The organism is Labrenzia sp. R5_0 (genome assembly GCF_017743835.1).
Classification (GTDB): Bacteria; Pseudomonadota; Alphaproteobacteria; order Rhizobiales; family Stappiaceae; genus Roseibium; species Roseibium algicola.
Genome location: NZ_JAGHRK010000010.1, coordinates 31,736 through 56,345 on the forward strand (window position 1 = coordinate 31,736; position 24,610 = coordinate 56,345).

A 24,610-nucleotide genomic window follows, 5' to 3' on the forward strand; every position below is an offset into this window, starting at 1 on the left:
AGTCTCACGCAACCATATCGGTTTCGGTGCTGCCGGCCGCAAGCGCGCTCAAATATGCAAGGCATAGATCGCAGGAGCGGTACTGACCGCCGTACATTTCCCTTTCCTGCCGCTCAACAATCGGAAAGGTAGAATAGACATAACGAACATCATCCCGATCCGTGATGCCGTAAAGGTGAAAGAAGATGGCATCTAGCTTCGCGCGCAATCTAAGTCGCCGTTCTTCGTCCCATCCGAATGGCGGAAAAACATTTCCAGCATCGTCGGTGTAGCCCATGTCCCGCGCGAACGGTGTCATGTCCTGAGAGGTGTATGTAAGCTCCAGGACAATATCGCGCAGGACGTCCGTGGCTGAACTCGATCCAAACTTCGTATCGTAGAAGCGCTCAGGCACAATCACCGGAAGCTGCTCGACGATGAATAGATTCAACGTCTGACCCTGCACCTTTTGCCGGGTAACATAATCGAAGGGTATCGAGTTCAAGTTCGCGGCCAGCAGCCACTCGTCACTGGTCTCGCCTTCGCGCAAAAGCAACGGCACCTTGTTACCAAAGGCGACGGTCGGCAACAGAGCTGCGATGAACGTTCGCACATTGGTAGGCGCAGTTATTTCCTTGAAGCCGAGAACCCAGCCCGGCCCCGCGGACCATTTGCATTTCTCTTCCAGTACCCAAAACTGCGGCGCTGGAAGCCATGACGGATCGCAATGTTGCTCGAATGTTGCGGGTTCCGGTTGCGCGGGGCGGTGTTGGTTCTCCGGATTGACGACTACGCTTGCCGCACGGTGGTCAAAGGCCTGAATCATCTTGCCCTCATAAAGGGGAACCCAATCCCCCTTCAGGCTGCCATAGCGATTTCCCCCTTTGTGCCAGCCTCCTTCCTGTTCTTCCAATTCCCGTCGAGTCCGGAAAAGTCCGGAGTCATTGGTCATGTGAAACATGGTGGAATATTTCAGCGGCCACGCTTTGATCTCTTCGCCACCTGACCGGTCAGACAGAATCCTCCCACTGGAATAGATTGCTGTTGTAAGCTCAGCGTCGCGGCGCGAGCGGAATATCGGCGCAGTACCGGTATTTGGATTCACCCGCGAGAAATCTTCAGCCGTGAGCGCGAAGCGCTGTTCAGGATCGTTAAGTTCGCTGACACTTTGCAGGAAGAAGGCGCACATGGCCGCTTCGGCAGTCGGGGTTGGGCTTGCCACAAAGACGCAGAATTTGAAGCGGCTATCGACATCGGGGAAGAACGGGGCGGCATTGTAGCGCGTGCGCCGGTTCTCGAAATCATAGAGCGCCTTCAGCCGACCTTGTGTCGAAACGCCCTTGAAGAAAGTCGACGACGTTTTGTCCGATGCGATGCCGGACGGCGTGAGCAGGCCCACCATGCCGTCCCGCTTCACGAGCGCCATGGCGCGCTCGACGAAAAGCGAATAGATATTTACGTCGCCGCCTGAGAGCAGCGGATAATCGCCGCCTGACCGGGCCATTCGCGTCGCCGCTTCGGCCCGCTCGTTCGCCTTCTTGAAGTCGCCGGAAAGCGGATCATCATTCCGTTCCAGCTCGTCGATCATCCGCTTGCGATCGGCCGCTTTCTGCGCCAGCGCAATCTCCCGTTTGCGTGCAGCAAACCACTCGACTTGCTGGAGTTTCATGCGGTCCCACGGCGGATTGCCGATGATGGCATCGAAACCGCCGGACAGGCCTTCGTTCTCCCAGTCCGTCCAGACGCCTGGAAACGCAACCTGCCAGTTCAGGAAGCGCTCTTCGGCCACTAACTCCCGTGCGACGTTCAGGATTTCGAGGAAACGGCGGCCGTGGTCGTCGCGCACCTGCGGCTCGCGCTTGCCGAGTGCAATCTCGAAAGGATCTCCGAACGCACCGTCGAAGTAGCCCTGAATGGCCTTGGCGTTGTCTTTCCCTTTCAGGTCTTGCCATTCGATCGCGTGCAGCAGCGAGAGGAACGCATTGAGCGGCGCGGTCATAACCTGCACGCCTTCGAAGATTTCCTGCGAGCGGTGCGCTTCCGCGATTTCCGCATCCGGCAGGCCTTCGATGGTCTGCATCGAGGCGGCCGAACCGAGCGCGGTCTTTACCGGCTCGTGCAGAAGAAGCGGACTGCCATAGGCCGTCGCCTTCTCGATACCTGTCTTCACCCAGGAGCCGAACAGGCTGTCGCCGCAGCGCAGATGGTGGTCGAGGAACGAGAGCGGCGCGCCGACCGTGAAGCTATGAAGCCAGAGAGCGACCTTGGCCAGTTCGACCGCCATCTGGTTCTTGTCGACGCCGTAGACGCAGCGCTTCAAGACCATGCGGCGGATAATGTGGCGGTCATCGAGCTGCTCGGGATCGACTGTCCAGCTTCGTTCTTCGGCATTGCCGAGAATGGTGTTGCGGATGCCTTCAATGCGATCGGCAAGCGGCGAGATGTAGTCCGCCCACTCGACCATGGTTTCGGTTTCCGCCATGGCGGTTATCACCTGGTCGGCCATGTAATCGACAAGGCTGACAAGGAAGTGTCCCGAACCCATGGCCGGATCGCAGATTTTGAGATCGAGCAGCCTTTCGGCCGGATCGAGACGCCTCAGAATCCCGAGCTTGCGCCCTTCGTCCTGATCGGAAGAAGCGAGTTCTTCGGCCTTGTTCCTGAACGCGGCCAGACGCGCTTCGATCAGCGGTTCAAGCGTTTCGCGGATGATTAGATTTACGATGTCGTCGGGGGTGTAATAGCTGCCTGAACCCTTGCGCGCGAAGATGTTCGGGCGAATGTCGACAACCGCGCCTTCCCTGACGACTTCGTGTTCGAGAAGCCTTTCGTAGATCGAGCCGAGCTGCTGCACACTCAGGTCGCGGTAATTGATGTATTTGCGCGTATCGTCGGCGCGCTCGAACGAGAGCTTGTCGATCACTTCCGCCATGACGGCGTCGGAAAGGCGCACTTGCCGCAGAAGCGGTGTCCGTTCAGGGTCGAACAGCCCACCATTGTATGGCGGCAAGCCGATCGAGGTGTCGCCTTCGTCGATGGCGCGGCACAAATCGTCAAGGACGGACCAGTACCGCGCAGCGGTGGTCGAGAATGTATCGCCCTTGTCCTTGCGGTCGCCGACATCGAGCCGGACGCGGTCACGCAGGCCGTAATCGTCGTAGCGGCGGTCATTGACAGGAAGGAGATCGCGGTCTTCGGCGTAGAGGATGAAGAGCAGCCGGTAGAGAAGGATCAGTGCGGCTTCACGCACATCCTGGAGCGCTGCTTCCGGCGCCTTATCCGCAATCGAGCGCGCAAGCAGAGCGTAGAGCTTGTCAAACACGAGGTCCGACAGATCGGAGGCAACACGTTCTTCATAGAACTTGCCTTCTTCAAGGGCGCGGACATGGAAGGTGCGCGGGTCGGTCGTAGAAGGGAGAAACGCTTCCCTGCGAAACACCAGAGCGAAGACGCGCAAGGCATGGCGCCGCTGATCGTCATTGAGTTTGAACAGGCCATCGCCATGTCCGGCGATTCCGAGAACGGCCGCGAGGTCGAGTTCGAAGAACTGTTCGGACACAGAGCGCGCGCCCGAATAATAAAGCCGCCATCTGCCGCCATTCGTGAGGATGCCCCAACGCAAATTGCCGGTGGTCAGGTCATCGACCCGCCGCAGATAGCGGAGCATCTGCGTTGACGGCGCCAGCTCCTCGCCGCGCTTGCCGGATTGCCGATCAAGCGGCCGGCGCCAGCGTTTGGACTCCACAATGGCGAGGCCGAACTGGTAGCGCTTGTATTCTTCAGGAAAGCGGTCGGCCTGCGTCTTGGTATCGGCATCGGCGAACAGCAGGCCGTCCGGCACGTCGTCCCGTCCCTTCACGGTCAGGTTTTGCTGGCGCATCGCCTGGTCCCAACCTAGCCGCCGCAAAACAGGCCAGATCAGGTCGTCTTCGGTACGGGTTTCATTGGGCGACTGGCCGACCGGGAAGGCAGCGAACACAGCGGCCAAATCGGCTGCCAGCGCGTCGATGTCATCGTCGCTGATGCTTTTCCAGTCAGCGTTACTGACAATCGACTGTGTCAGAAAATCACTGGTAAAAAGACTGCCCTGAAATACGTTCTCTATCATACGCTTATTCTACCCAAGCGAATCTGCTGCCCAAATGTTAATAGCGCCGCCGCAGAACTTATACCCACCGAAATCCCCCCGCTTACGAGGCCGCCCGCGCCGTGCGCGGCAAGCTAAGGCAGGAGGCGGCGTTCGATGCGCCGATCAGCCCGACGACTTTTTCAATATGCTCGGGCGGAACCCGCATACGTGCGCCTTGCAAGGCAGCAATGATCGCTTCGATCTGTCTTTGGCGTCCGAGCGCCGCTTCAGTGAAGCCGTCGGTCAGCAGCTCTGCCGTGGAAACGACCGGCAAAGACCCGAAGCGCGAGGCGCAGATTTTCCGCGCCTTCCGCTCGTCGATCATCGCTATTCCGTTCATCTGGACGGCACAGGCGATCGTCGCCGCCTCTCCGTCATCAAGCGTCATCGCCGCGGAGCCGCTGATCAGGGTCTCGTAAATCGCAAGCCCCGCCGCGTCGAGGGCAGCGCCGCCAACCGCTCCGGCATCTACAAGCGCCTTCAACCGTTCTTCGTCATTGTGGCCGTTTCGCGAGCCGAACCGCAGTTCGGCTCGAACATTGTCCGTGACGGCAAAAGGGGACGGAACGGCGCCCAGTATCTCGGCGGCACAATCCGTCGCGTTGAGATTTATGACAACGCTTGCATCAATCACGATCGTTCGCGGGGCCTTAGTAAGGAAGCTTGACAAGCTCATTGGCCTCGCTTTCCTCGTTTTCGGCTCCGTCCAGCAGCTCCCGCACCTCATGGCGATCAAGCTTGAGAAGGCGCGCTAGCTGCCCTTCGCTATAGAAGCCGCGCTTCCACGCCTCGCGCGCGAGCAGTGCGAGGCGCGGCGGCACCGCTCCTTGTGCTTCGAGGAGACTGCTGCCACGGACAGGCAGTTCACCCAGCACCTGACGCGCCTGCTCGTCGGTGATCCCGCCATTGGCCTGAAACCAGTCCCACGTGCCGCGCTTGGTAAGCCCCAGCTCTTCGAGCCTGCGAACAATAGCCTCGCGGGCGACCCCGAAGGCGCTTGCCAGCAGAATTATGTGCCGGCGCGTGAGATGGCTTTGTCCCGCAGTGATTTCGGCAAAGCGCTGTCTCACCGCCCGTGCGGGAGTGACGAAGCAGCGTCCGAAATGGTCGGCATAGCGCTCTTCGCGGGAGTGCGGGACTTCGCCTTCCGTGAGGACTTCCGGTTGCCGTCTTGCCGAGTTGAAATGACCGAGTTCGTGAGCGCCGGTCTGTATGATGCGGCCGACCGGATGAGCGGCATTGAGCAGCATGCATGCGCCCACCGCTTCGTCATAGGCGAACAGCCCCGAAATCTTCCCGTCCAGAGGCCGGACATAGACCCTTATGCCGAGCTGTAGATCGAGCAGCGATACAATATCGAGAACCGGCCCCGCCCCGAGCCCCATCCAGTCGCGAAGGTCCTGGGCGTCCTGCTCCGCCTGCTGCCGGACATCGCCCGGCAAGATCGGCCGTTCGGGAGGGTAGTTTCGCGTACGCTGGATACCGAGCGCGTTTTCCAGTTCGACTTCGGCGCTTACCAGATCGTTGAGAAGGCAGGCGGCCTGCTCGGCAGCGTCGTCCGCGCTTTGGGCAAGCTTGCGGAACCTTGGCACCATGTCCAGATGGACGGCTTCCTGCCGGAGGATCGCGTTCGCGGAAGTTCCGTAAAGCGAACAGAGCCCTTGCAGCTCGTTCGTCTTGATGCGGCGCTGTCCCCGTTCAATGGCAACGATCGTCGTGCGCGCAACATCGATTTTTTCGGCAGCGGCAGCCTGCGTTAGCCCGGCGGCCTCCCGCGCGATGCGCAGCCGCTCGCCGATTTCACTGACCGGCAGGCTTTCAATGATTGCGCTCATAGGCCTGCCCGTACCCACTGCCTGATAAAAGAATTACTTCCCATCGAACGAACGAACTCCTTCCATTCACCGGCATGTTCCGACAGCATCCGCGTCAGAGATTCTTCAGTTTGCTCTTTGCCCAGCCCGAGTGCCGGCCCGAGCAAGGCGGCATGGCGGCGAACGACGGGGAGGCCGTCTTTGGACGCCAGGTCGGCCAGATGATCCATGTGCAGGACACCCGCAATCGCATACTGACGGTAGGCGGGAGTCATCCTCGTGAAGTCGGGGTCGACGGCCTCCTCCAGACTGACAGCCGTCAAATCAGTGCAGACATAGGCGTCATCTGCTTCGGTGAGACCGGCCGCGTGGACGCTTAGCCGCCGCAGCATACAGGCCGCGCAAACCCCGCATTGACGCCTCTTGCCGTTGACCGAACTCCAGCGGTTGCTTCTCCAGCACGACCGCGTCGCATGCCAGTCGCTTCCCTCGGGAAGGGCCGCGAACGACCGCAAGGTTTCCCCTTTCGTGTTCCAAAGCCGCGGGAACACGTAGCGTATTTCCTTCCCGAAAAGCGCCTTGAGCAGCCGCTCCATCCTTTGCGTAAACCGCGGATGGTTCCGGTAGTCCGGATAGGCATGAACGACGGGAGCGATGGCAGGGCCGATGGCGCCCTGCCCGCTTTCGGGGATGACGATTTCGCCCGCGCCGGACAGATACGCCGCGATGCCGCTTATCAGAGCAAACTTGAACCCGCGGCTTCTCGCGCTGGCTTCCCTGTTCGGCATATTGCAGGGAACGTCATAGGGAACCATGGTGAAGGGCTCGCGCCGGTTCTTCTTGTCCGGCCGTCCGATTTTGTTGCTGCCCACGCGGACGCGCACGAGCTTTGGCCCCAGCCCCGAACCGATCAGCCCCGCTACGGCGCGCGAATCCATGCCGTCGCTAAATGCCAGAACCGCCTCGGTCGGCACGGGCAGATTCAGGTAGTCACTGTGCGGGGACGGCGCCGCCTTGGCGCGCGCGACGAACTCGACCGACCAGTAATCGCCCGTCAGGAAGCCCGCAGCATCAAGCAAGGCCGCCGAAAGCTCGCTGTCATTCCACCGATCGGGGTCATGGACAGGAATACGCAGCGCAATCCGGCGCGCCCATCCGCGCGGGGGCCGCTTCAATATCCTGTCGCCATACTCGATCGCGGCCGCGACGACCATGGCGTCATAGATAACGGGCTCCCAGCTTGCGAAAGCATAGGTCTCAAGGGCTTCGGTAGAAAACTCGAAATCACGCCCGAGATCGAAGGGAACCCAGCCGCGGGGCGTCGCGCCACCGTTTTCGACGACTTCGATAGACCTTTCAGGAATCCTGATTTGAGCGGTACCGGAACTCATAGGGGCGGCCCCTCGTCAATTCCGGTATGCCGGGGCAGCCGCGAGGCGGATTTGCGCCCTGCACCGGGCGAGGCCAGATCGCCCGCGAGCGCACTGAAAGTGAACCCGCTCCGGGTCGCATCAAGGCGGTCACGAACAAAGCGCGCGCTTCGCGCGCTGGCTTCGCGCAGGTAGTGTTCTTCCACGCCGCGGAAGTGATCGCGGGTATGCTGCTCAAGCGCGTTCGCCAATGCCGTCCGGCAGGCTGCATCACCGAATAGTCCGTCGCCAGCGGCCTCGATCGCGCAGTCGATAAAGGCGTTCCCCAAAGCGGAACCGCGGCAGCCCGATCTGAGCGCTTCGATTTCCGCCAGCCGGTCTTCGGCGAAAAGATAGCCCTGACTTCCAGCGCCCAGCACCTCGCGAACTGCTTCTACCGGAAGTCCTCTTGCGTCCTTGCGCAAAGCATGGGTGACGGCCTCGCATACGTCGTCGGCCGAAAAAACCGACTTAGCGGCCCTTTCGGCAACGTCCCTCCAGCGCCGCAGCATCGGCAGGCTTCTATGCGGTCCATCACTCATGGCGAATCTCCATGTCAGAATACTATCGCAAAAGTGCTGACAATGTCAAATTTGAGTCGTGGGCCGCAGATTTCCAAGCGTTACGGCCGTGCCTGCCCTTGCGGGACATCCATCGTTGATTCCCGCGCAGGATCGGCTATTATTAGCTTCATATTATATTATATCGAGTGCGGGTTCCGCCCATTTTGCCGGGCCGGCCCCGCAGCGTGAAAAGCGCGGCAAGGCGGCCCGAAGGCCGCCGTTTTGCGCCGCACCAACACACCATATTCGAGAGCGAGAATTAGAAATGGCCGAAGCGGCAGAGCAGGCACAGGAGGAGGTCGAGGAAACGAGCAGCGAGGCTGAAGCCCTCGCCGATATTCTCGCGTGGTCGGCGGAATGCCCGGAATGGCAGCGTGACGCCCTACGCCGCCTTTGCACCAAGAACGCGCTGGAAGAGGCCGATTTCAAGGAATTGACGACACTCTGCAAAAGCGCGGGTGAGGGCGCCGTTCCGCTGGCGGCCGCGCACATTCCCGATCCGCAGGCAGCGAGCGCGGCTGTCACATTGCGCGACGTTCACGATGTCGAGAATGTCAACGCCCTGAAAGCCGGGGAACGGTTGAGCTTCGACAAGGCCGGTCTCACCGTGGTCTATGGCGACAACGGCGCAGGCAAGTCCGGTTATGCCCGCATCTTGAAGAAAGTGTGCCGCGCGCGCACGCCGCCGAAGGGCGACCGCATCCTGCCGAACATCTACGCGGCCAGGCCTGGCACGCCGAAGGCCGTCATCGACTTCGTCGCCAACGGCCAGAACAAGAGCGAGAACTGGTCTGGCGACAATCCGGCAGACCCTCTGCTTTCTTCGGTGAGCGTCTTTGATAGCCGCACCGCGAATGTGCATGTCGATGAAGTCAACGATGTCGCCTACACGCCCTTTCCGATGCGCGTGCTAGAACGGCTTGCCGAGGCCTGTCAGGAAGTCAAGAAGCGGATTGGTGCCGACATCACAGCGCTGGAACAGCAAACGCCGGAAGCGGTCAAGCAGCCCAAGACCCATGAGGGAACGGCCACGGCGAAACTGATTGCAGGGCTGAACGGGAACACCAAAGAGCAGGACGTTCGCGATCTCGCGACGCTGAACGACAAGGAAAAAGCACGGCTTGAAACTCTGAAGGCCGACCTTGGCAACGACCCGCTGAAGGCAGCGCGCAGGATCGAGGGGCAACGCGACAAGCTCGCCGAAACCGGAAAGGCGTTTGCGACACTTCAAAGCGCCGGCACCGATGATGAGGCCGCACGCCTGTCCGGCCTCTACAGAGAGTATCAGGCGGCACGCCGCGCGGCGATCGCCGCGGCGGGCGACCTCTTCGCAGCCGAGCCGCTACCGGACGTAGGTTCCGAAGTGTGGCGCGCCCTTTGGGAGGCCGCTCGCGATTACTCGACACAGAAGGCCTATCCAGAACTCGCCTTTCCGGTCGTTTCGGACGCGGCGCGTTGCGTCCTTTGCCAGCAGGAACTGGACGCCGAGGCTGCGGACCGCATGACGCGGTTCGAAAAGTTCGTGAAGGACGAGACCAGACGCAAGGAAGAGCTGGCGAAGGACGCCTACGAGGAGTGCCTGAGCGCCGTCTTCGGCGCAGACATCGCGGCCCGCGAAATCACCGCCGCCGCCGCCTTCATCCGGGACGAGCTGAACGATGCCGGTCTGGCCGCTGCCGTCAGGCGCGCGCTTGTCAGCGCCAAATGGAGGCTGCGCGCGATCCTGCGTCATCACGCGGAAGACGAGGCCGCGCCGCTTCCTGCCCAGGAGGCATGGCCGGGCGAGTCGGTCGCCGCCCATGACATTGCGCTCTCCGAACGGATCTCCGCCCTGCGGGCAGAAGACGAATCCGGCGAGCGCGCCAAACTGACGGCCGAGCTTCAAGCGCTGTCCGACCGGGAATGGCTGGCCGCGGTGCAGGAAGACGTGATCGCAGAGATCGGGCGCCGGAAGAAGATCGCCACGCTTAAGGCCCGCGCAAAGGACACTGCGACCAACAAGATCACGACCAAGAGCGGCGAGATTGCCGAACAGCTCGTGACCAACACGCTGCGGGCCGAGTTCGCCCGCGAGATCGACAAGCTCGGCGTTGCCGGCCTTGCCATCGAACTTCGCAAGGAGAAATCGAGCTATGGCGTTCCGCATTTCCGCGTCAGCCTGATCCGCAAACCCGAAGCCAAAGTCGGCGAAGTCCTCAGTGAGGGCGAACACCGCTGCGTGGCGCTCGCCGCTTTTATGGCGGAGCTGGCGACGACCGAGAGCCGTTCGGCCATCGTTTTCGATGATCCCGTTTCCTCGCTCGACCATATGCACCGGGAGGCCGTAGCTAAACGGCTTGCGGCCGAAGGCGAACACCGGCAGATCATCGTGCTGACGCACGACATCGCGTTCCTGTTCCTTCTGGATCAGGAGTGCCGCGAGAAAGGCACGCATATCGCGTTCCGTTCCGTCACGCGCACGGACGACCATGCGGGATTTATCCAGCCCGATCCGCCTGCCCGCGCCCAGCCGATCGAGAAGGTCATCGAGGGTATGCAGAAGCAGCTCGATAACCAGAAAGTCCTGTATGAAAGGGGCGACCATGAAGGCTGGGAAAGGGCGGTCGATGCGCTTCAAAAGCGGCTTCGATCGACCTGGGAGCGCGCGGTAGAAGAAGCAGTCGGGCCTGTCCTCAAACGTCTTTCCAACAAGGTCGAAACCAAGGGGCTGGCCAAGCTGACCGCGCTTACCATCGAAGACTGCGCATCGATGAGAAAGGCCTATGGCCGGTGTTCGGTACTGCTGCACAGCTCGGCGGACGCCCTAAATTCCCCGTTGCCGAAGCCCGACGCCGTCCAGCAGGAGATCACCGCGCTCAAGGATTGGGTTGCGGACATCAAGGCGCGTCAGGCCAAGATCGAGTACCTGCAATGAACGCGATCGCATGGCTTGAGAAAAAGGCACCGGGCTTTGCCAATCTTTCGGGCGAAGAGCGCGAGGCGATCATGCAGTTCTCCCTGCTCTGGAGCCTGTTCGAGTCCGGCGCTCTCAAAACCAACGGAAACGCGAAGGCCATTGTCGATCTCACGGCACACTGGGGCAATCAGGGCGGGCTTGCCAATGACAGCTTTGCGCAGGCGCTCGCATATTTTCAGAACCGTTATGTCGAGAACGGCGGGTTCACCTATCATTTCGGCCATCTGCATTTCCGCAACGGCGACAGGCAGGAACTTGTGGAGCGCGTGCTTAGGGGCGAAACCGATGCCCCTGCCGACATCGCTGCCGCCGTGCTGATTATCGTCTTCCGCTACCGCAACAATTATCTGCACGGTATGAAATGGGCTTACGAGCTGAAGGGCCAGCTTGGCAATTTCACAACAGCCAACGCTGCCTTGATGAAGGCGCTGGAATTCTATGACGCCCACGGCTCCGCCCCGTGAGCCGCACACGGATTTCTTGACATTATTAGGTTGATCTTATATTATTAGGTTAGTATTATAATTTGATGGGCTGGAATGTCGAATATACCGACGAGTTCGGAGAATGGTGGAACGGGCTGAACGAAGGCCAGCAGGACGACACGGCCGCCGTGGTCGGATTGCTGGAGGCGCGCGGCCCCTCGCTTCCCTTCCCGCACTCTTCGGGGATCGAGGGCTCAAGGCACGACCATATGCGCGAGCTGCGCATCCAGAGCGGCGGGAAACCGCTGCGCGTGTTCTACGCTTTCGACCCGCGCCGGTCGGCGATCCTGCTGATCGGCGGCGACAAGACCGGAGACGACCGCTTCTATGAGACATTCGTCCCGCTCGCCGACAGACTGTACGACACCCATCTCGAAGAGCTGAGAAAGGAGGGCCTGATAAAATGACAGGACACAGGCCATTCAAGGAACTGACCAAAGGCTGGAGCGCCGAAAGGCGCCTCAAGGCCGAAGATCGCACCACCGCCATGCTGGCCGAAATCCAGGAGGCGGAGATTGCCGAGCTGCGCAAGGCGCTTCGAGTATCACAGCAGGAGCTGGCGGCGCTGCTCGGCAAGTCGCAGGGCGCGGTGGCACAGCTTGAGCAGCGTTCGGACATGAAGATCAGCACGCTGCGCGAGACGATCGAAGCGCTCGGCGGCCACCTGCAACTCATCGCCGAGTTTCCGGCAGGACAAGTGCGTCTTTCCAATCTCGGGCAGGCCGCCGATGAAAAGGCCGAAAGCCCTGCCGTCTGAGAAATGGACGCCCCTAACCATCCCCCGCTTTGTCGCCCGTCCGGCCCGTTTATTCTCGGCGGCCAAGGTCAGGCCGTGCAGTATAGCCGAGCCGGACAATTTCTTGCCTGAGCGATCCGACCGGACATTGATCGCCTTGCCGATATTTTTAAAGTTCTTCGCCAAAAGGGGGGATCATGGAACAAGAAAGCGTATTGCTGGCGCTACCGACGCCGACCCACTCCCGCTACACCAACCTACTCAGTGACATCGAAACGGGCGAAATCAAGATTCCCCAGTTCCAGAGGGACTTCGTCTGGACGATCCAGAAATCGGCCGCGCTGATCGACAGTATCATCAAGGCGTACCCGATCGGCACGTTCATATTCTGGGAAACACAGGAACGATTGCGGAGCATCCGCAATCTCGGGAACATCAAACTCCCCGACCCGAAAGACGGCAAGGCGGTTTCGTTCGTCCTCGACGGCCAGCAGCGCCTGACCAGCCTGTTCGCAACCCTCAAGGGGCTGAAGGTCGAACGGCTCAACGGCAAGACGGAAGATTTCTCGGAAGTCTATGTCGATCTCGACGCCAAACCGGACGGCCAGATCGTCACAACGGATCTAACCGGAAAAGACCCGGCCAAATGCATCAAGCTCTCAGATTTGCTCTATGGCGGGCTCAAGAAGCTGACCGCCTATCCCGAGGAATATCACGCCAAACTCGACGAATATAAGCAGCGCATACAGTCGTATGATTATTCGATCATCAAGGTGCGTGACGTGCCGATCGACGTGGCGACCGAGATATTCACGAGGATCAATGTCGGCGGGAAACCGCTGACGCTATTCGAGATCATGGTCGCCAAGACCTATGACGAAAAGCAGAAGTTCGACCTTTCGGAAAAGTTCGACACGCTCATATCGACGCTGGAGCCGCTGAACTACGAAACCATTTCAGACGCCACCATCCTTCAGCTCATTTCGCTCATCCTGGCGAGCGACTGCAAAAAGCAGACGATCCTCAAACTCGGCAAGGCCGACTTCATCAAGACGTGGGACAAGGCAATCGACGGGTTCGAGCGCGCCGTCGAGTATATCCGCGGCACATACCGCATACCGGTCTCGCACCTGCTCCCCTACAACACCATACTCGTGCCGTTCGGCTATTTCTTCTACCATCATCCGGACAAGCCGGACGCGGTGCAGAAGCCGCTGCTCGAAGATTTCTTCTGGCGCTGTTCGCTCGGTGGCCGGTACTCGTCTTCGGTCGAAAGCAAGCTCGCCCAGGACATGAAGCGGATCGACCTCATCCTTGAGGGCAAGTCGCCGGACTATGACTGGGCCGTCAACGTCTCGCCCGAGTTCCTGTCCGACAACGGCTGGTTCAACGCAGGCCGCAGTTTCGTCAAGGCCATATTGTGCCTCTACGCCTATCAGGGGCCGAAATCCTTCAACGACAATGCTCTGGTGAACATTCAGAACAACTGGCTCAAGCAGTCGAACAGCAAGAACTACCACCACTTTTTTCCGCGCGCCTATCTCGGGAAAAAGGGCGTCGAAGAAGCCCGCATCAACAATGTCCTGAACATCACAATCGTCGACGACTATCTCAACAAGCGCAAGATCAGGGCGCGCGCACCTTCCGACTACATGGCCGAGTTCAAGGCAGAGAACGGCTCGCTTGCCGGCGCCGCCGCCAGCCACCTGATTTCCGATCTCGATACCTTCGGGGTATGGAACGACGACTATGATTCCTTCCTGCGCAAGCGGGCCGAGGCAGTCAGCGCCGAGCTGCGCAGCCGCGTGATCGAGCGCGAGGTCGATACTATGGGGCAGGTCCCTCGTGACGATGACTTCGAGGAAGAAATGGCCGCCTTCGAGTAGATATTCGGGACAATGCCCATATTCGATACGCAGTGAATAACGCGGGTTCTCACCAACCGCAGCTCGATCCGGGGCCCCAGCCGCCTTTCAGATTCGGCCACAACCGGACAGGCGGCCTGCGGCCCCGGCAGACGGGAAGCGGTCAAGCAATTAGGCGATCTCATGAATTTTCGTTTGTGGCACGGCCTGTGCGGCAATCTCGCACAAGTGCCTATGGTGCGTCAGATAGATCACCTGACCGACCTGAGCCATCTGCCCGAACAGCCGAAAGACTTCCTCCGATCGCGGTTCGTCGAACGTTTCCATAATATCATCAGCGACGAACGGTACAGAAGGCCTTGCTGCCGCGAATTCCTCGTATCCGGCCAATCGAAGCGCCAGATACAGCTGAAACTGTGTGCCCTTTGACATTTCGACCGCGAGTTTGGAACCTCCTTGCCGCGACAGTCCGATCAACGCCTCACGATCCTTGTCCGGCCGTGTGGCAAGTCCGGAGTATTCATCACGCGTAATCAACCGGAAGGCTTCGGATGCCCGGTTCATCATCGCACTACGGTGCTTCTCCCGATATGCGCGGATACCGTATTCAGCAACCAGGCTTCCAGTCTTCAGGCGTAGATATCGCAACGCCAGATCCTCGATTTCCAGAAGTAATGTGCGGCGGCTCGCTTCGAGGCGGGCGACAGCGTCATCGCCCCCGATCGCGTCCAATGCGTCAGTTGCGCGAGCCCTGTCAGCGAAGAGATCCTTTGCGCGTCCGTCGAGGTCGGCAAGGCGCGCATCGAGTTCAGCTTGTTCTGCCTGCAGTTCGCCGAGATTGATATCGCGGAGGTCGGATACCGCCTCTTCGATGAATTGCCTCTGCGTCTCCCCGAGAATCTGCCGAGAGAGTTTGCCGAGTTCCGTGATCAACTCGTCCCTTTTCTTGCAGCGCTCCAACGCCTGTCGGACATCGGCGAGCTCGTTGACCTGGAAGAATTCACACATCTCCCCCTTGCGGGAGTCATGCACCGCGATCTCTCCATCCAGATGCTCATGCTCGAGTTCGAGATCGACAAGGGCCTGGTTTCGTTCCTGTCGTTTCGCGTCTGTCTGCCTGGCTTCTTCGTGCCGTCGGATTAATTCCTTGGCTGCGGCGAGCGGATTGTTGCCATCGTACGCTTCTCCGAGCGCCGTATGCAGCCGCTCGACTGTATCAGCGAAGGCTGCCTGATCGGATTCCATCGACGCGATGCGATGACTCAGGCCTTCCTGCTCGCGCAACGCCTCGGGGAGACCGGTCATCGCGTCAAGGAGTTCTCGTATCGCGCCGACACTGCCTTGACGATCGGAAAACCAGGTGTTGGAGAGGATGCTCCCCCAAGCACGCTGCCAGTCTTCGAATGCGGCTACGGCTTCGTCCAATGCCGCTTTTCGCCGAGACGCTGCGGCTTGAAGCTCCGCGAGGCGTTTGTCTGCTTCGACGCGTCTGGTTCGGGTGGTAGCGTGTTCCGTGAGAATGTTGTCAGCTGCCTGCATCAATGCAGCCAAATCCAGTCCCTCGACATCGATCCCAAGCGTGATCAAGGATTCAGAGAGAAGACCCTTTTCCGTTTCTATCACTGACTTCGCTTCGTCAATGTCGCTCAGAGATCGACGGAGGTCATCATGTGCAACCAGTGCCGAGGTGCGGGCCTCGGCCCAGCTGCTGACTGTTTTTAGCCAGGCATGCGTGGGTTTGTCCGCAGGCAGTTCGATCTCGGTTGGCGTCTCGGACCGGATTTCGCGGCGCAAGGCTTCCAGTCCACTGTCGGTCTCTTGCAGCAATTGATCTTGCTGCTCGAGGTGTGCCTTTGCGACCGACAACGCCGCCGACAGGGACCGCAACTCCTCGAGCTCTTTGAGACCGTTTAGTCGTATATCGAGGATCGCATCGGCCGATCGCATTTCCCTTTCGAAACGATCGGCCGTTTCTCGATCCAAGCTGGACAAGTGGTGTGCCCACGCTTCGTCACGTTGAACCAGGGCAGCTTTCGCCTCCTCGTCATCCTTGATTGCCGATGCTTCGCGCAGGGAAGAGATCCTGGCGGTGTCCTCATTGCACTTAGTTGAGAGCTCCCGCTTCCGCTCGCCGATCTGTGCGCGTCTCTTCTCGATCCCGTCAAAAATCAGTTTCCAGGCGGCCAGTTGATCGGGTTCGGGCGGCGAGATCTTGCGTAGTTCCGTCCCCTCACCAGTCCAGGGATGGAGGCTGTGGATAGCATCTTCAAGGGCGCGTCTCTTCTCGGGAAGGGCTCGCTCCGCAAGGCGAAGTTCGGCAGACAGATTTCCGTCGCGCAGGCGTTTCAGTACGGATTGAAGCTGCGCGATCTTGCCCGCGTCGACCGCGACGCCTTGTCCGTCAAGCGCCTGGCGAGCGCGCTGCTCATCTTCCAGAGCCTGCCGGGCGGACGCTTCTTCCTTTTCGGCTGATTGGTGCGCGACATCGATGCCGGTTTTTTGGGTGATCAGATCACGAAGCGCTCCGATCGTGGAGGCTGGAACAAGAAGTGTCTTGGGGTCGTCGACATTGGATTGTCCCAAGGTCACGAGAATAAGATCGATCTTGCGGGTGCATTCAGCCAGCGCGTCGTTCCTTTTCGGCAGATCGTCTGCAGCCGTCGTGTAGCGTGCGGCGGCGTCTCCAAGCCGATCGAGATCATCTGCCACCGCGAGCAGACGGTCCTCGACGATCAACCCCGCGAGTTCGTCACGAAGCTTCTGCTCACGCTGTTTGAGGCCGATAGTCTGTGTTTGAAGCCGCGTCTCCTCGACGATGAGCTCGGGAAGAGCGGTCGCCCATTCCTCCGGAGGGTTTGGCATGTCCTTGTATTCCGACAGCTTCTCCTGCCCCTGAAGGTATTCGGTCGCCAAAGGGTAGGCGCGCAGAGTACGGATTATCTCCTCATGACGCACCTTGGCCGCCGCGATCTCCTTCATGGCGGCGTCATAGGCAGTCTGGGCTTGCTCAAGCGCTGCCGTCAGCGCCTTGTAAGAGGAGGCCTGCACATCGATTTCGTCGCGCTTTGATTTCAGCTCCGCAATCTGCCGCTTCAGACCTGCAATTGCGGTCGAACTCGCGCGCTTCCGAAAAATGCCGTCGGCCTCGGCCGCGGCGGTTTCGAGAATGGAATTGACGCCAGCCAGGCCTGCACTTGCCGAGAATAGCAGTTCGCCCAGATCGCCCTTGCTCTCAAGGATCGCGTTGCCTCCATCCTCGAGTGTCTGGTCGTCGAGCGAAAACATCATGCGATAGGCGTCACGTGTCAGACCGGCGAGCGGGACACTCAGAACCGCCTCGTTGACCGGCTGCCCGTTCGTATCCAGGAGGGAATTGCTGCGCTGCTTGACGCGCCTGAACTCGTGGGCCGATCCTTCGAACTCCAGACAGGCGCCGATCTCCATGGCTTTACCTTGATGAAGAAAGCTGTAGCGCGTGCGTTCCTCGACGCCGAACAGGAGATCGAGATAGGCGGAAAGCGCCGTCGATTTGCCGGCTTCGTTCAGGCCGTAGACGATATGCAAATCCGGTGTATCGCTTTCATGCTCCCCGAAGTCGATCGAATAATCCGTGAACTTGCCGTAGCGGGTAAGATCGAGCCGGCGCAGGCGCATCAGTCGACCTCCAGAGCGTTGGCTTTGAGCCGAGCCAGTATGTCCTCGCTTCCTTCGGACAGCAGTTGGTCGACGAGCGCCTCGAACTCGTCTTCGTTGTTGCCGCTGAACCCGCGCGCATCCGGCGGCAGGTCATCGCGCAGTTCCTTGACGAGGTCGTGCACGATTTGTCGAACGCCATGCTGTTGAATGATGTCGCCTCGCATCAACTCGCCGAGTTCAAGGACTGGATCGGCGGTCGCGCTTCCAATCGGTTTGCTGACCGGCGCCGTTGTCGCCAGATCGATCTTCTCGACCCAGACGTTGCCCAAGTTCTCCGCGCGCTGCTCGGTTTCAGCCAGCAGCAAATCGCGATCGCGTCGTAGCCGCCACGACAACGGGGTCGCGCCTGTTAATCGAAGACGGGCCACAAGGTGCTGAGATCGTGTTTGTTCGCGTGCTCCAGTAATCTCTGCCTCAATCAGATCGGCTGCCTCTCGCCAGGTCTCCGCCGAGGACATGTCGACCGGGACGCGTTCGAACTGGGCGGTGCTTGTCGTGCGTTCTTCGATCCTGAGGCTGTGATCGTCATTGACCGTAACGAGGGTGACTGTCTTTTCCCCGGCTTCATTGATGTCCCGTCCCTGAGGCATTCCTGGCATGACCACTACGCGATCGCCGGCGTATTCGGTCCGGACATGGACGTGTCCAAGTGCCCAATAATCGAATCCCCAGCCCTGGAGGTCGGATAGCTTGCAGGGCGCGTAAAGATCGTGCCCAGGAGCGCCCGCCAGGCTCGTATGCATGATCCCGATATTGACAGCATCCGGGGTAGGGCGGTGATACTTCTCAAGAAGGCTTTCCGGAGCCTGAGGCTTGGCGAAACTCAGGCCGTGAATGGAAAGTGCGAGCCCGTCCTTGGTGATGTCGACGCAATGAGCCCGCCCGCCGAAAACGGTGACCGATGGCGGCAGGATCAGCTCCTGCGTAATGCGCGAAAGGGCGTCGTGATTTCCTCGGATGATGAAGGTCGCTATGCCGGCTTCGTTGAGCCGCTGCAACTGGCTGGCCAGAAACCGGGCAGTCTTCATCGATGTCTGGTCGCCGTCATAGAGATCGCCGGCGATAATCAGCGCATCGACCTGTTCATCGATACACAAGTCGACGATCGTCACCAAAGCCTGCCGTGTGGCGTCACCGATTAGCTCGGCGAGGTCACCATTGCGGAGTGCAAGCGAACGTAGCGGGGAATCGAGATGAAGGTCAGCGGTATGGATGAATCGGAATGCCATAGGTGCATTGTCCATTACCTGAGCGATGAAAGTAAAACGCAATTATGCAATTCACGGCGAATCGGTCAGTGCTTAGCGGTCGAGGAGAGTCCGAAAAATGTGACATTCTTCGGACTCTCTTGTTGATGTCCGAAAAATGTAGCATATTTCGGACATGATGGATCCAACTCAAGATACAGATCTGCGCTCCAAACTGCTTGCTCGGGTTGCGTCTCAGCCCGACGAGGTCTGGACGCCTGCCGATTTCGCCGATCTCGGCGGGCGTGCCGCCGTAGACAAAACCCTGCAGCGGCTCGCCGCCGCCGGCGAGCTCCGCCGCATTGATCGCGGTCTCTATGATCGGCCGCGTAAAAACTCTCTGACGGGACGGCCCACCGTTCCGGACTATCGGGCCGTAATCCGTGCTGTCACCCGTCGCGACCAGGCGCGGGTCGTTGTCGACGGCATGACAGCCGCAAACGATCTGGGACTTACCACGGCCGTCCCGGCGCGCATCGAAGTGCTGGTTGATGCACGGCTGAAGCCGATCAAACTCGGCAAGCAGGAGATTTATTTCAAGTTCGCCGCACCGAGCCGGCTCTACTGGGCCGACCGACCGGCCATGCGTGTCGTCCAGGCCCTGTACTGGATGCAGGACATGCTGGCCCAAGACGATGAGCGAGACCGGGTAGGGGATGTGCTGCGTCGCTTGTTCGCCGATCCGAAACACGGAAAGGCGATCCGTGACGACCTTCGCGCCGGCCTTTCAGCCCTGCCGATCTGGATGCAAGAATTCCTGCGCGACCTTGTCACTCCCGTCGATACCAACGAGGCCGAGCAATGAGCACGACCGCCTACAAGCAGGTCGTCGAGACCCCCGAACGGGACCGGCTCGATCTATTCCTGGCAACCGCTAACCGTCTCGGAGCGCCAGTGGGTAATATCGAGAAGGACTTCTGGGTGTGCTGGACCCTGAACGCGCTCTATCATGAGCGAACTGCCGGAGCGCCGCGCCTCCTCTTCAAAGGCGGCACATCGTTATCGAAAGCTTACGGCCTTATTCAACGGTTCTCCGAGGATATCGACATCACCGTTTTCCGCGATGATCTCCACGAACCGGCGTCGGTCGAAGAACTCGAAGCCCTCTCGAACAAGAAACGCCGTGCCAGACTGGATGCGATCCGGGACGCGTGCCGCGCGTATATCACCGGCCCGCTTCGAGAACTTCTTGCCGAGCAACTAGCCGACCTAACCGGCGGTTTAGGGCGCATCGAGATCGACGAGGCCGATCCCGACGGACAGACACTTCTCGTCTGGTATCCAGAGGTTGAGCCGCGCGACGGCGCATATGTGCGCCCAGCCGTTCGAATCGAATCCGGCGCAAAGTCAGCCCTTGATCCTAATCGGCCCGTCACGATCCGCCCTTACATCGCCGACGAGGCGTCATCATTGGATTTGGCAGTAGCTGACGTAACCACTGTCGAGGCAACACGGACCTTCTGGGACAAGGTTGTCATCGCGCATGGCTTGCGCCGCTGGTATGAGCGGCGTGGCGTCCTTCGCCAAGAAGGTCAACGCGTGTCGCGGCACTATTACGATCTTCATTGCCTCCTAAACTCAGACGTGGGCCTGGCTGCCCTCGGAGATCTTGATCTCGGTGCAGATTGCGTCCGACATGCGCGGATGTTCTTCAACCGACCTGACATGGACCTCGCCTCGGCCATGCCGGGTACATTCGCCATTGAGCCTGTCGACGGCATGGTGGCGGCGCTCAAAGAAGACTACGCCAACACGACCGCAATGATCTTCGGAACGGCGCCTGAATTTGAGGACGTGCTTGCATCCGCAGCAGCGATCGAACATCAATTGAACAAGGCCGCAACCTGATGCGAGAACAAGGACGTAAAGCGCCAGAATACAGAGGTGAGAGCTGCGTTGATATTCTGGTGATACGTCCATTGGGAGCAGGACAGGCGGAACCATCGGGCGTTGGCAACCCGGAGCGCTAGAATTAGTCCCGTGTCCTGCGTTCTGAGACAAGCTGAGGCAGATGATGGATCAGCTCACCCTCTCCTACGTCTGGAAGCAGAAGCAAATACCTGTTGTGCTGCGCCGTACGGGGCGAGGCGAGCGCATTCGCGTGCGACTACCATTCGCCGACGACAATCGGCACTGGCTTCAGAACGGGCGGCGAACTGCTCCCGAATGGATCGGCGGCACAGAAGCATACTGGGAGTTGCCGAAATCCTGGTTCAATGACCTCGTCGATCGAGCGCTGGTCAGATATGGCAAGATCTACATCATTCAGCCCTACCGCGAGCAGGAGATCTGCGCGAGAGCATGCCAGGAAGCGCTCGGTCATGAGTGCCAATGTTCATGCATGGGCGCTAACCACGGTGCCGGCAACGACGGAAGCTGGTTCGAAGTCTCCGATACCTTTTCGACACGTTGGGGTGACCGGGAACTGGCCTGCCGTTTGTTGACGGCACGATAGGCAGCTACTGACCAAAGATTAAATACAATCTTTGGTCAGTAGCCAGAACACACGGGCTATTAACAGGCCTGACCCCACTGAGCGCTGGCGATTGCTACGCGCTTTTGAGGCCCTGATAATTCGCAGTTATCGTTACCCAAGAGGTCGAGTGTCGCGGTGAGTGGAGTTTGCAGCGTTCTCGCGCACCTGATTTGTAAGCTTCGCCGTGTTGCTGCCGTGACGCATATCGAGGCAAACCGCTGCGGCGGGCATCCTGTCGCGAATTTATTATTTTACTGAAGTACAAGCGCATAGTATGTGCTGAGACTTCGCCCCTCTGAGGCCATCACGTGCAAATCGTTGCCAGGTTGATTTTGATTGCCGGTATGATGTTGTCCGCTGTGTTCAGCACGCACGCAGGGCATTATGGTAATATGGCAATGGCGGCGGCCGCGGTTGCGCAAACACATGTGCACAGTCCGTCTGATTCGCACGTACATGACGCAATCAGCGATCAATCCGCGCACTGCCTGAACGACGATCATATCATGGCTGACTCCGAAAACGCGTCGGACTGCTGCGTTACGTCCTGCGTCGCATTTGATGTTTCATCATTCACTTCCGTCGAGAGCATAAGTCTGCGGCTGGCAAACGCTAAGCTGTGGTCAGCGAGCGAATCCGATGGCATCCAGCCTGAGTTGATCCACAGACCGCCCGAAGCCTGATTCCGATTTTCCGACACTGCGGGTTTGCGCCCGCTCACGTATCAATCGGTCTTCCGGAATTATTCCCATGTTCAGATATATGTTGCCGGTGGTGCTGCCGCTGGCATTGGCCGCGTGCCAGAACACGCAGCCAACTCCGTTGCCGGACACCTCGGCACTGACGGCTCCAGCGAGTCCTGTTGTTGCGATCCGTCATCCGCGCGCAGTCCCCATCGTTACCGACTACATGCACCGCGTGCCCGTCGATCCGAAGCCGTGGCAGCTCTTGAATCAAAGCCAAGCACCCAATTCAGGTGCGGGATCATGAGTGCCGTCCGTATGAAGGTTCTGGCGACGCTCGCTCCGTTGTTGCTTGCGGGATGCGTATCGACTGGGGAGCTTGCCAAGCAGACCGCACCCTATGAGGATGCGTCTGCCGGGTTCCAGAATGTCTCCGCAAAAACAGCGTACGCGACCGGCAAACGCACCGCCTGGGCGCACACCCAGGAACAGACCCGCCAGCTTGCCTCAGAAGTCCATGCCATGGTGCACAAGCGCACGATCAGCGCCGACACCGCCGTGCAGGTCGCATTGTTGAACAACAAGGGCCTGCAGGCCTCTTACGCGGCGATCGGCATTGATGCGGCCGATGTCTGGCAGCGGATGCTGCCGGAAAACCCGAGAGTGTCGATCGGCATATTTGGCATCGGCGCGCCTGAAGTGATCCTGTTCCGGGCGCTCGAAAGCATGGTCACCACCAATCTGCTGGAGGCGATGACGCGCGAAAAACGCGTCGATATCGCCAGGACTCGCTTCGAGCAGACACAGTTGAAAGCGGTTGACGATACGCTGCGGCTCGCCGCCGATACGCGCAAGGCTTGGATACGCGCGGTCTCCGCATTCGAGACGGTCACTTACCTGCAGAAGGGCCAGATCGCTGCCGATGCGGCCTCCGAACTCGCCCAGAGGCTCGGGGAGACCGGCGCGCTACCGAAAGCAGGCCAGTCGCGCGAGCATGCCTTCTACGCCGAGCTTACCGGCCAGTTGGCCGAAGCGCGCCTCAATGCACAGCTCGCCAAGGAAGAGCTGACACGGCTTATGGGTCTCTGGGGCTCAGAGGTTGATTACTATGTGCCTGACGCGCTGCCGCAACTACCCGGCAAGCTGAAAGGGGCCAGAACAAGATTTGCAATAAATCCTGCGCTTAGCTGGAACGAACACCGAACTTTCGATTCGACCAGTCTGATAATCGCGACCTGCCACAACAACAGTCTTCATTTAAGGAGAAATTCGCACAGGCATATTTGAGCACTGCGTTTGGCAGGTGTAAACAGCCGGAACGGCCCCCAGGGCGAGCAACTTGCCGGGACAGTCAATCACCCAATAGTTACTACGCTTCAAAGAGCGTCTGGATAATCGGACAGTTCGGGACATCTCCCTTCGCGCATTCAGACGCCATATTAGTAAGAGCCTTTTCAAGCTTCTTCAGGTGCTGAATCTTTTCCCTTACAGAGCTCAGGTGTTCCATTGTCATGGCATGCACCTCACCGCAACTGATGCCTTTCTGGTCGACCATTTTCAGCATCGCGCGGATCTCGTCGATGCTGAACCCAAGTTCCCGGCTCCGCTTGATAAATGACAATCGTTGAAGGTGGTCGTGGGTGTATTGCCGGTTGCCTCCGGCAGTCCGGTCAGGCTTCGGCATCAGTTCGATGCGTTCATAGTAACGGATCGTCTCGATATTCACGCCGGTTTCGCTGGACATTGCCCCAATCAGATAGCCTCGCGCGTTCGTGATCCCGGACATAGGAAAACTCCTTGCATCTGTAGTGGCTACAGACAGTACGCCTTCACCTTAGATGGATCAATTGAGGGTGTCAGAATGACGTCAGAAATACATCCCGGGACCAAAGGGGAGAGAGATCTGGGTGCGAGAGCCGCCACCGCTGGCGGCATACTTGGCGCTCTTGCAATGACCTCCTGCTGCATTCTGCCGCTGGTGCTTTTCAGCCTCGGGGCCACAGGCGCATGGATTGGTCAGCTCGGAGCGCTCTACCAGTACAAATGGGTCTTCTTCGCGTTTGCCGGAGGCACACTCTGTTACGGGTTCTGGAAAGTGTACAGGCCGACGCCGCAGGCCTGTAATGATGGAAGCTGCGAACGGCCTCTGCAAAAGCGGTTCATGAAAAGAGCACTGTGGGGTGCAACTTTCATTGTCGTGCTCTCCTTGGCTTTCCCATACTTCGCTCCGCCACTACTCGGTTACTGAGAAAGGATTCTCCATGAAACAGACATTTATGACACTTGCCGTTTTGCTCCTGGCGACTGGGGCAACCCATGCAGAAGAGCGAAAAGCGCGGATTGAGGTCACAGGCCTTTGGTGCCCGTCCTGTTCTTACATCGTTGGCGAGGCGTTGCAAAAATCCGAGAGCGTCGAGATCCTGAATTTCCAAGAGCACGAGGATGGCCGCTCCGGTGTCTACACGATCACTTTCGACGACGCTGTGACGGATATGGAGGAGATCGTCGCACAACCCGCCACATATGGGTACACGGCGGTTTTGCTGGACGATGGTTCGAACTCCTGAAGCTA

General features: G+C 59.4%; 21 protein-coding genes. 13 read left to right on the forward strand and 8 right to left on the reverse strand.

From position 1 onward, the window contains the following. Window positions 1-4: 4 nt before the first annotated feature. From J7447_RS29570 to J7447_RS29590, 5 genes are all read right to left on the reverse strand, one after another. Window positions 5-4,087, reverse strand: coding sequence for an Eco57I restriction-modification methylase domain-containing protein (locus tag J7447_RS29570; RefSeq protein WP_209171680.1), 4,083 nt, complete (start codon window positions 4,085-4,087; stop codon window positions 5-7). Between the two features lie 82 nt (window positions 4,088-4,169). Continuing rightward, a complete protein-coding gene (locus tag J7447_RS29575) occupies window positions 4,170-4,784 on the reverse strand; it encodes a hypothetical protein (protein ID WP_209171681.1) in 615 nt (204 codons plus the stop codon). Then, window positions 4,759-5,943: a helix-turn-helix domain-containing protein gene (locus J7447_RS29580; RefSeq protein ID WP_209171682.1), complete on the reverse strand. Its 1,185-nt coding sequence runs from the start codon at window positions 5,941-5,943 to the stop codon at window positions 4,759-4,761. Before J7447_RS29580 ends, J7447_RS29575 begins: the two co-directional genes overlap by 26 nt. Continuing rightward, window positions 5,940-7,313, reverse strand: a complete 1,374-nt coding sequence (locus tag J7447_RS29585; RefSeq protein ID WP_209171683.1) for a 7-cyano-7-deazaguanine synthase — start codon at window positions 7,311-7,313, stop codon at window positions 5,940-5,942. Before J7447_RS29585 ends, J7447_RS29580 begins: the two co-directional genes overlap by 4 nt. Further along, on the reverse strand, window positions 7,310-7,873 hold the full coding sequence (locus tag J7447_RS29590; RefSeq protein WP_209171684.1) for a hypothetical protein: 564 nt from the start codon (window positions 7,871-7,873) through the stop codon (window positions 7,310-7,312). The genes J7447_RS29585 and J7447_RS29590 overlap by 4 nt, the downstream gene beginning before the upstream one ends. Before the next feature lie 286 nt (window positions 7,874-8,159). Between J7447_RS29590 and J7447_RS29595 the strand changes: the two genes are divergently transcribed. The 5 genes from J7447_RS29595 (at window position 8,160) to J7447_RS29615 (ending at window position 13,957) form a co-directional block, all read left to right on the forward strand. Beyond that, window positions 8,160-10,808 (forward strand): AAA family ATPase, encoded by a 2,649-nt coding sequence (locus J7447_RS29595; protein ID WP_209171685.1) that lies wholly within the window; start codon window positions 8,160-8,162, stop codon window positions 10,806-10,808. After that, a complete protein-coding gene (locus J7447_RS29600) occupies window positions 10,805-11,314 on the forward strand; it encodes a hypothetical protein (protein WP_209171703.1) in 510 nt (169 codons plus the stop codon). The genes J7447_RS29595 and J7447_RS29600 overlap by 4 nt, the downstream gene beginning before the upstream one ends. 65 nt (window positions 11,315-11,379) lie before the next feature. After that, window positions 11,380-11,742: a type II toxin-antitoxin system RelE/ParE family toxin gene (locus J7447_RS29605; RefSeq protein WP_119396899.1), complete on the forward strand. Its 363-nt coding sequence runs from the start codon at window positions 11,380-11,382 to the stop codon at window positions 11,740-11,742. Then, complete coding sequence (locus tag J7447_RS29610) at window positions 11,739-12,092, forward strand: XRE family transcriptional regulator (RefSeq protein WP_119396898.1); 354 nt, start codon at window positions 11,739-11,741, stop codon at window positions 12,090-12,092. Before J7447_RS29605 ends, J7447_RS29610 begins: the two co-directional genes overlap by 4 nt. A 176-nt stretch (window positions 12,093-12,268) precedes the next feature. Continuing rightward, the gene (locus J7447_RS29615) at window positions 12,269-13,957 is read left to right on the forward strand and encodes a DUF262 domain-containing protein (RefSeq protein WP_286189700.1); all 1,689 of its coding nucleotides are present in this window, start codon (window positions 12,269-12,271) and stop codon (window positions 13,955-13,957) included. A 150-nt stretch (window positions 13,958-14,107) separates the two neighbouring features. Here the strand turns inward: J7447_RS29615 and J7447_RS29620 are convergent, their stop codons facing one another. After that, window positions 14,108-17,590 (reverse strand): AAA family ATPase, encoded by a 3,483-nt coding sequence (locus J7447_RS29620; RefSeq protein WP_209171686.1) that lies wholly within the window; start codon window positions 17,588-17,590, stop codon window positions 14,108-14,110. Then, a complete protein-coding gene (locus J7447_RS29625; protein WP_209171701.1) occupies window positions 17,590-18,861 on the reverse strand; it encodes a DNA repair exonuclease in 1,272 nt (423 codons plus the stop codon). Before J7447_RS29625 ends, J7447_RS29620 begins: the two co-directional genes overlap by 1 nt. Before the next feature lie 154 nt (window positions 18,862-19,015). On the opposite strand from J7447_RS29625, the gene J7447_RS29630 reads away from it, so the two are divergent. From J7447_RS29630 to J7447_RS29655, 6 genes are all read left to right on the forward strand, one after another. Continuing rightward, complete coding sequence (locus tag J7447_RS29630; protein WP_209171687.1) at window positions 19,016-19,684, forward strand: DUF6088 family protein; 669 nt, start codon at window positions 19,016-19,018, stop codon at window positions 19,682-19,684. Further along, window positions 19,681-20,727 (forward strand): nucleotidyl transferase AbiEii/AbiGii toxin family protein, encoded by a 1,047-nt coding sequence (locus J7447_RS29635; RefSeq protein WP_209171688.1) that lies wholly within the window; start codon window positions 19,681-19,683, stop codon window positions 20,725-20,727. The genes J7447_RS29630 and J7447_RS29635 overlap by 4 nt, the downstream gene beginning before the upstream one ends. A 163-nt stretch (window positions 20,728-20,890) precedes the next feature. Continuing rightward, on the forward strand, window positions 20,891-21,334 hold the full coding sequence (locus tag J7447_RS29640; protein ID WP_286189701.1) for a hypothetical protein: 444 nt from the start codon (window positions 20,891-20,893) through the stop codon (window positions 21,332-21,334). A gap of 329 nt (window positions 21,335-21,663) precedes the next feature. Next, complete coding sequence (locus J7447_RS29645) at window positions 21,664-22,038, forward strand: hypothetical protein (RefSeq protein WP_209171689.1); 375 nt, start codon at window positions 21,664-21,666, stop codon at window positions 22,036-22,038. A 67-nt stretch (window positions 22,039-22,105) separates the two neighbouring features. Continuing rightward, complete coding sequence (locus tag J7447_RS29650) at window positions 22,106-22,345, forward strand: hypothetical protein (RefSeq protein WP_209171690.1); 240 nt, start codon at window positions 22,106-22,108, stop codon at window positions 22,343-22,345. Further along, entirely contained in the window at window positions 22,342-23,325 is a 984-nt protein-coding gene (locus J7447_RS29655; protein WP_209171691.1) for a TolC family protein, read from the forward strand. Before J7447_RS29650 ends, J7447_RS29655 begins: the two co-directional genes overlap by 4 nt. Window positions 23,326-23,407: 82 nt before the next feature. Here J7447_RS29655 and J7447_RS29660 read toward each other — a convergent pair whose 3' ends face one another. Continuing rightward, entirely contained in the window at window positions 23,408-23,824 is a 417-nt protein-coding gene (locus tag J7447_RS29660) for a helix-turn-helix domain-containing protein (RefSeq protein ID WP_075284029.1), read from the reverse strand. 75 nt (window positions 23,825-23,899) lie between these two features. Between J7447_RS29660 and J7447_RS29665 the strand changes: the two genes are divergently transcribed. Both J7447_RS29665 and J7447_RS29670 read left to right on the forward strand, forming a co-directional pair. Beyond that, entirely contained in the window at window positions 23,900-24,286 is a 387-nt protein-coding gene (locus J7447_RS29665) for a mercuric transporter MerT family protein (protein WP_075284030.1), read from the forward strand. Between the two features lie 13 nt (window positions 24,287-24,299). Next, window positions 24,300-24,605 (forward strand): hypothetical protein, encoded by a 306-nt coding sequence (locus J7447_RS29670; protein WP_075284031.1) that lies wholly within the window; start codon window positions 24,300-24,302, stop codon window positions 24,603-24,605. Window positions 24,606-24,610 lie beyond the last annotated feature (5 nt).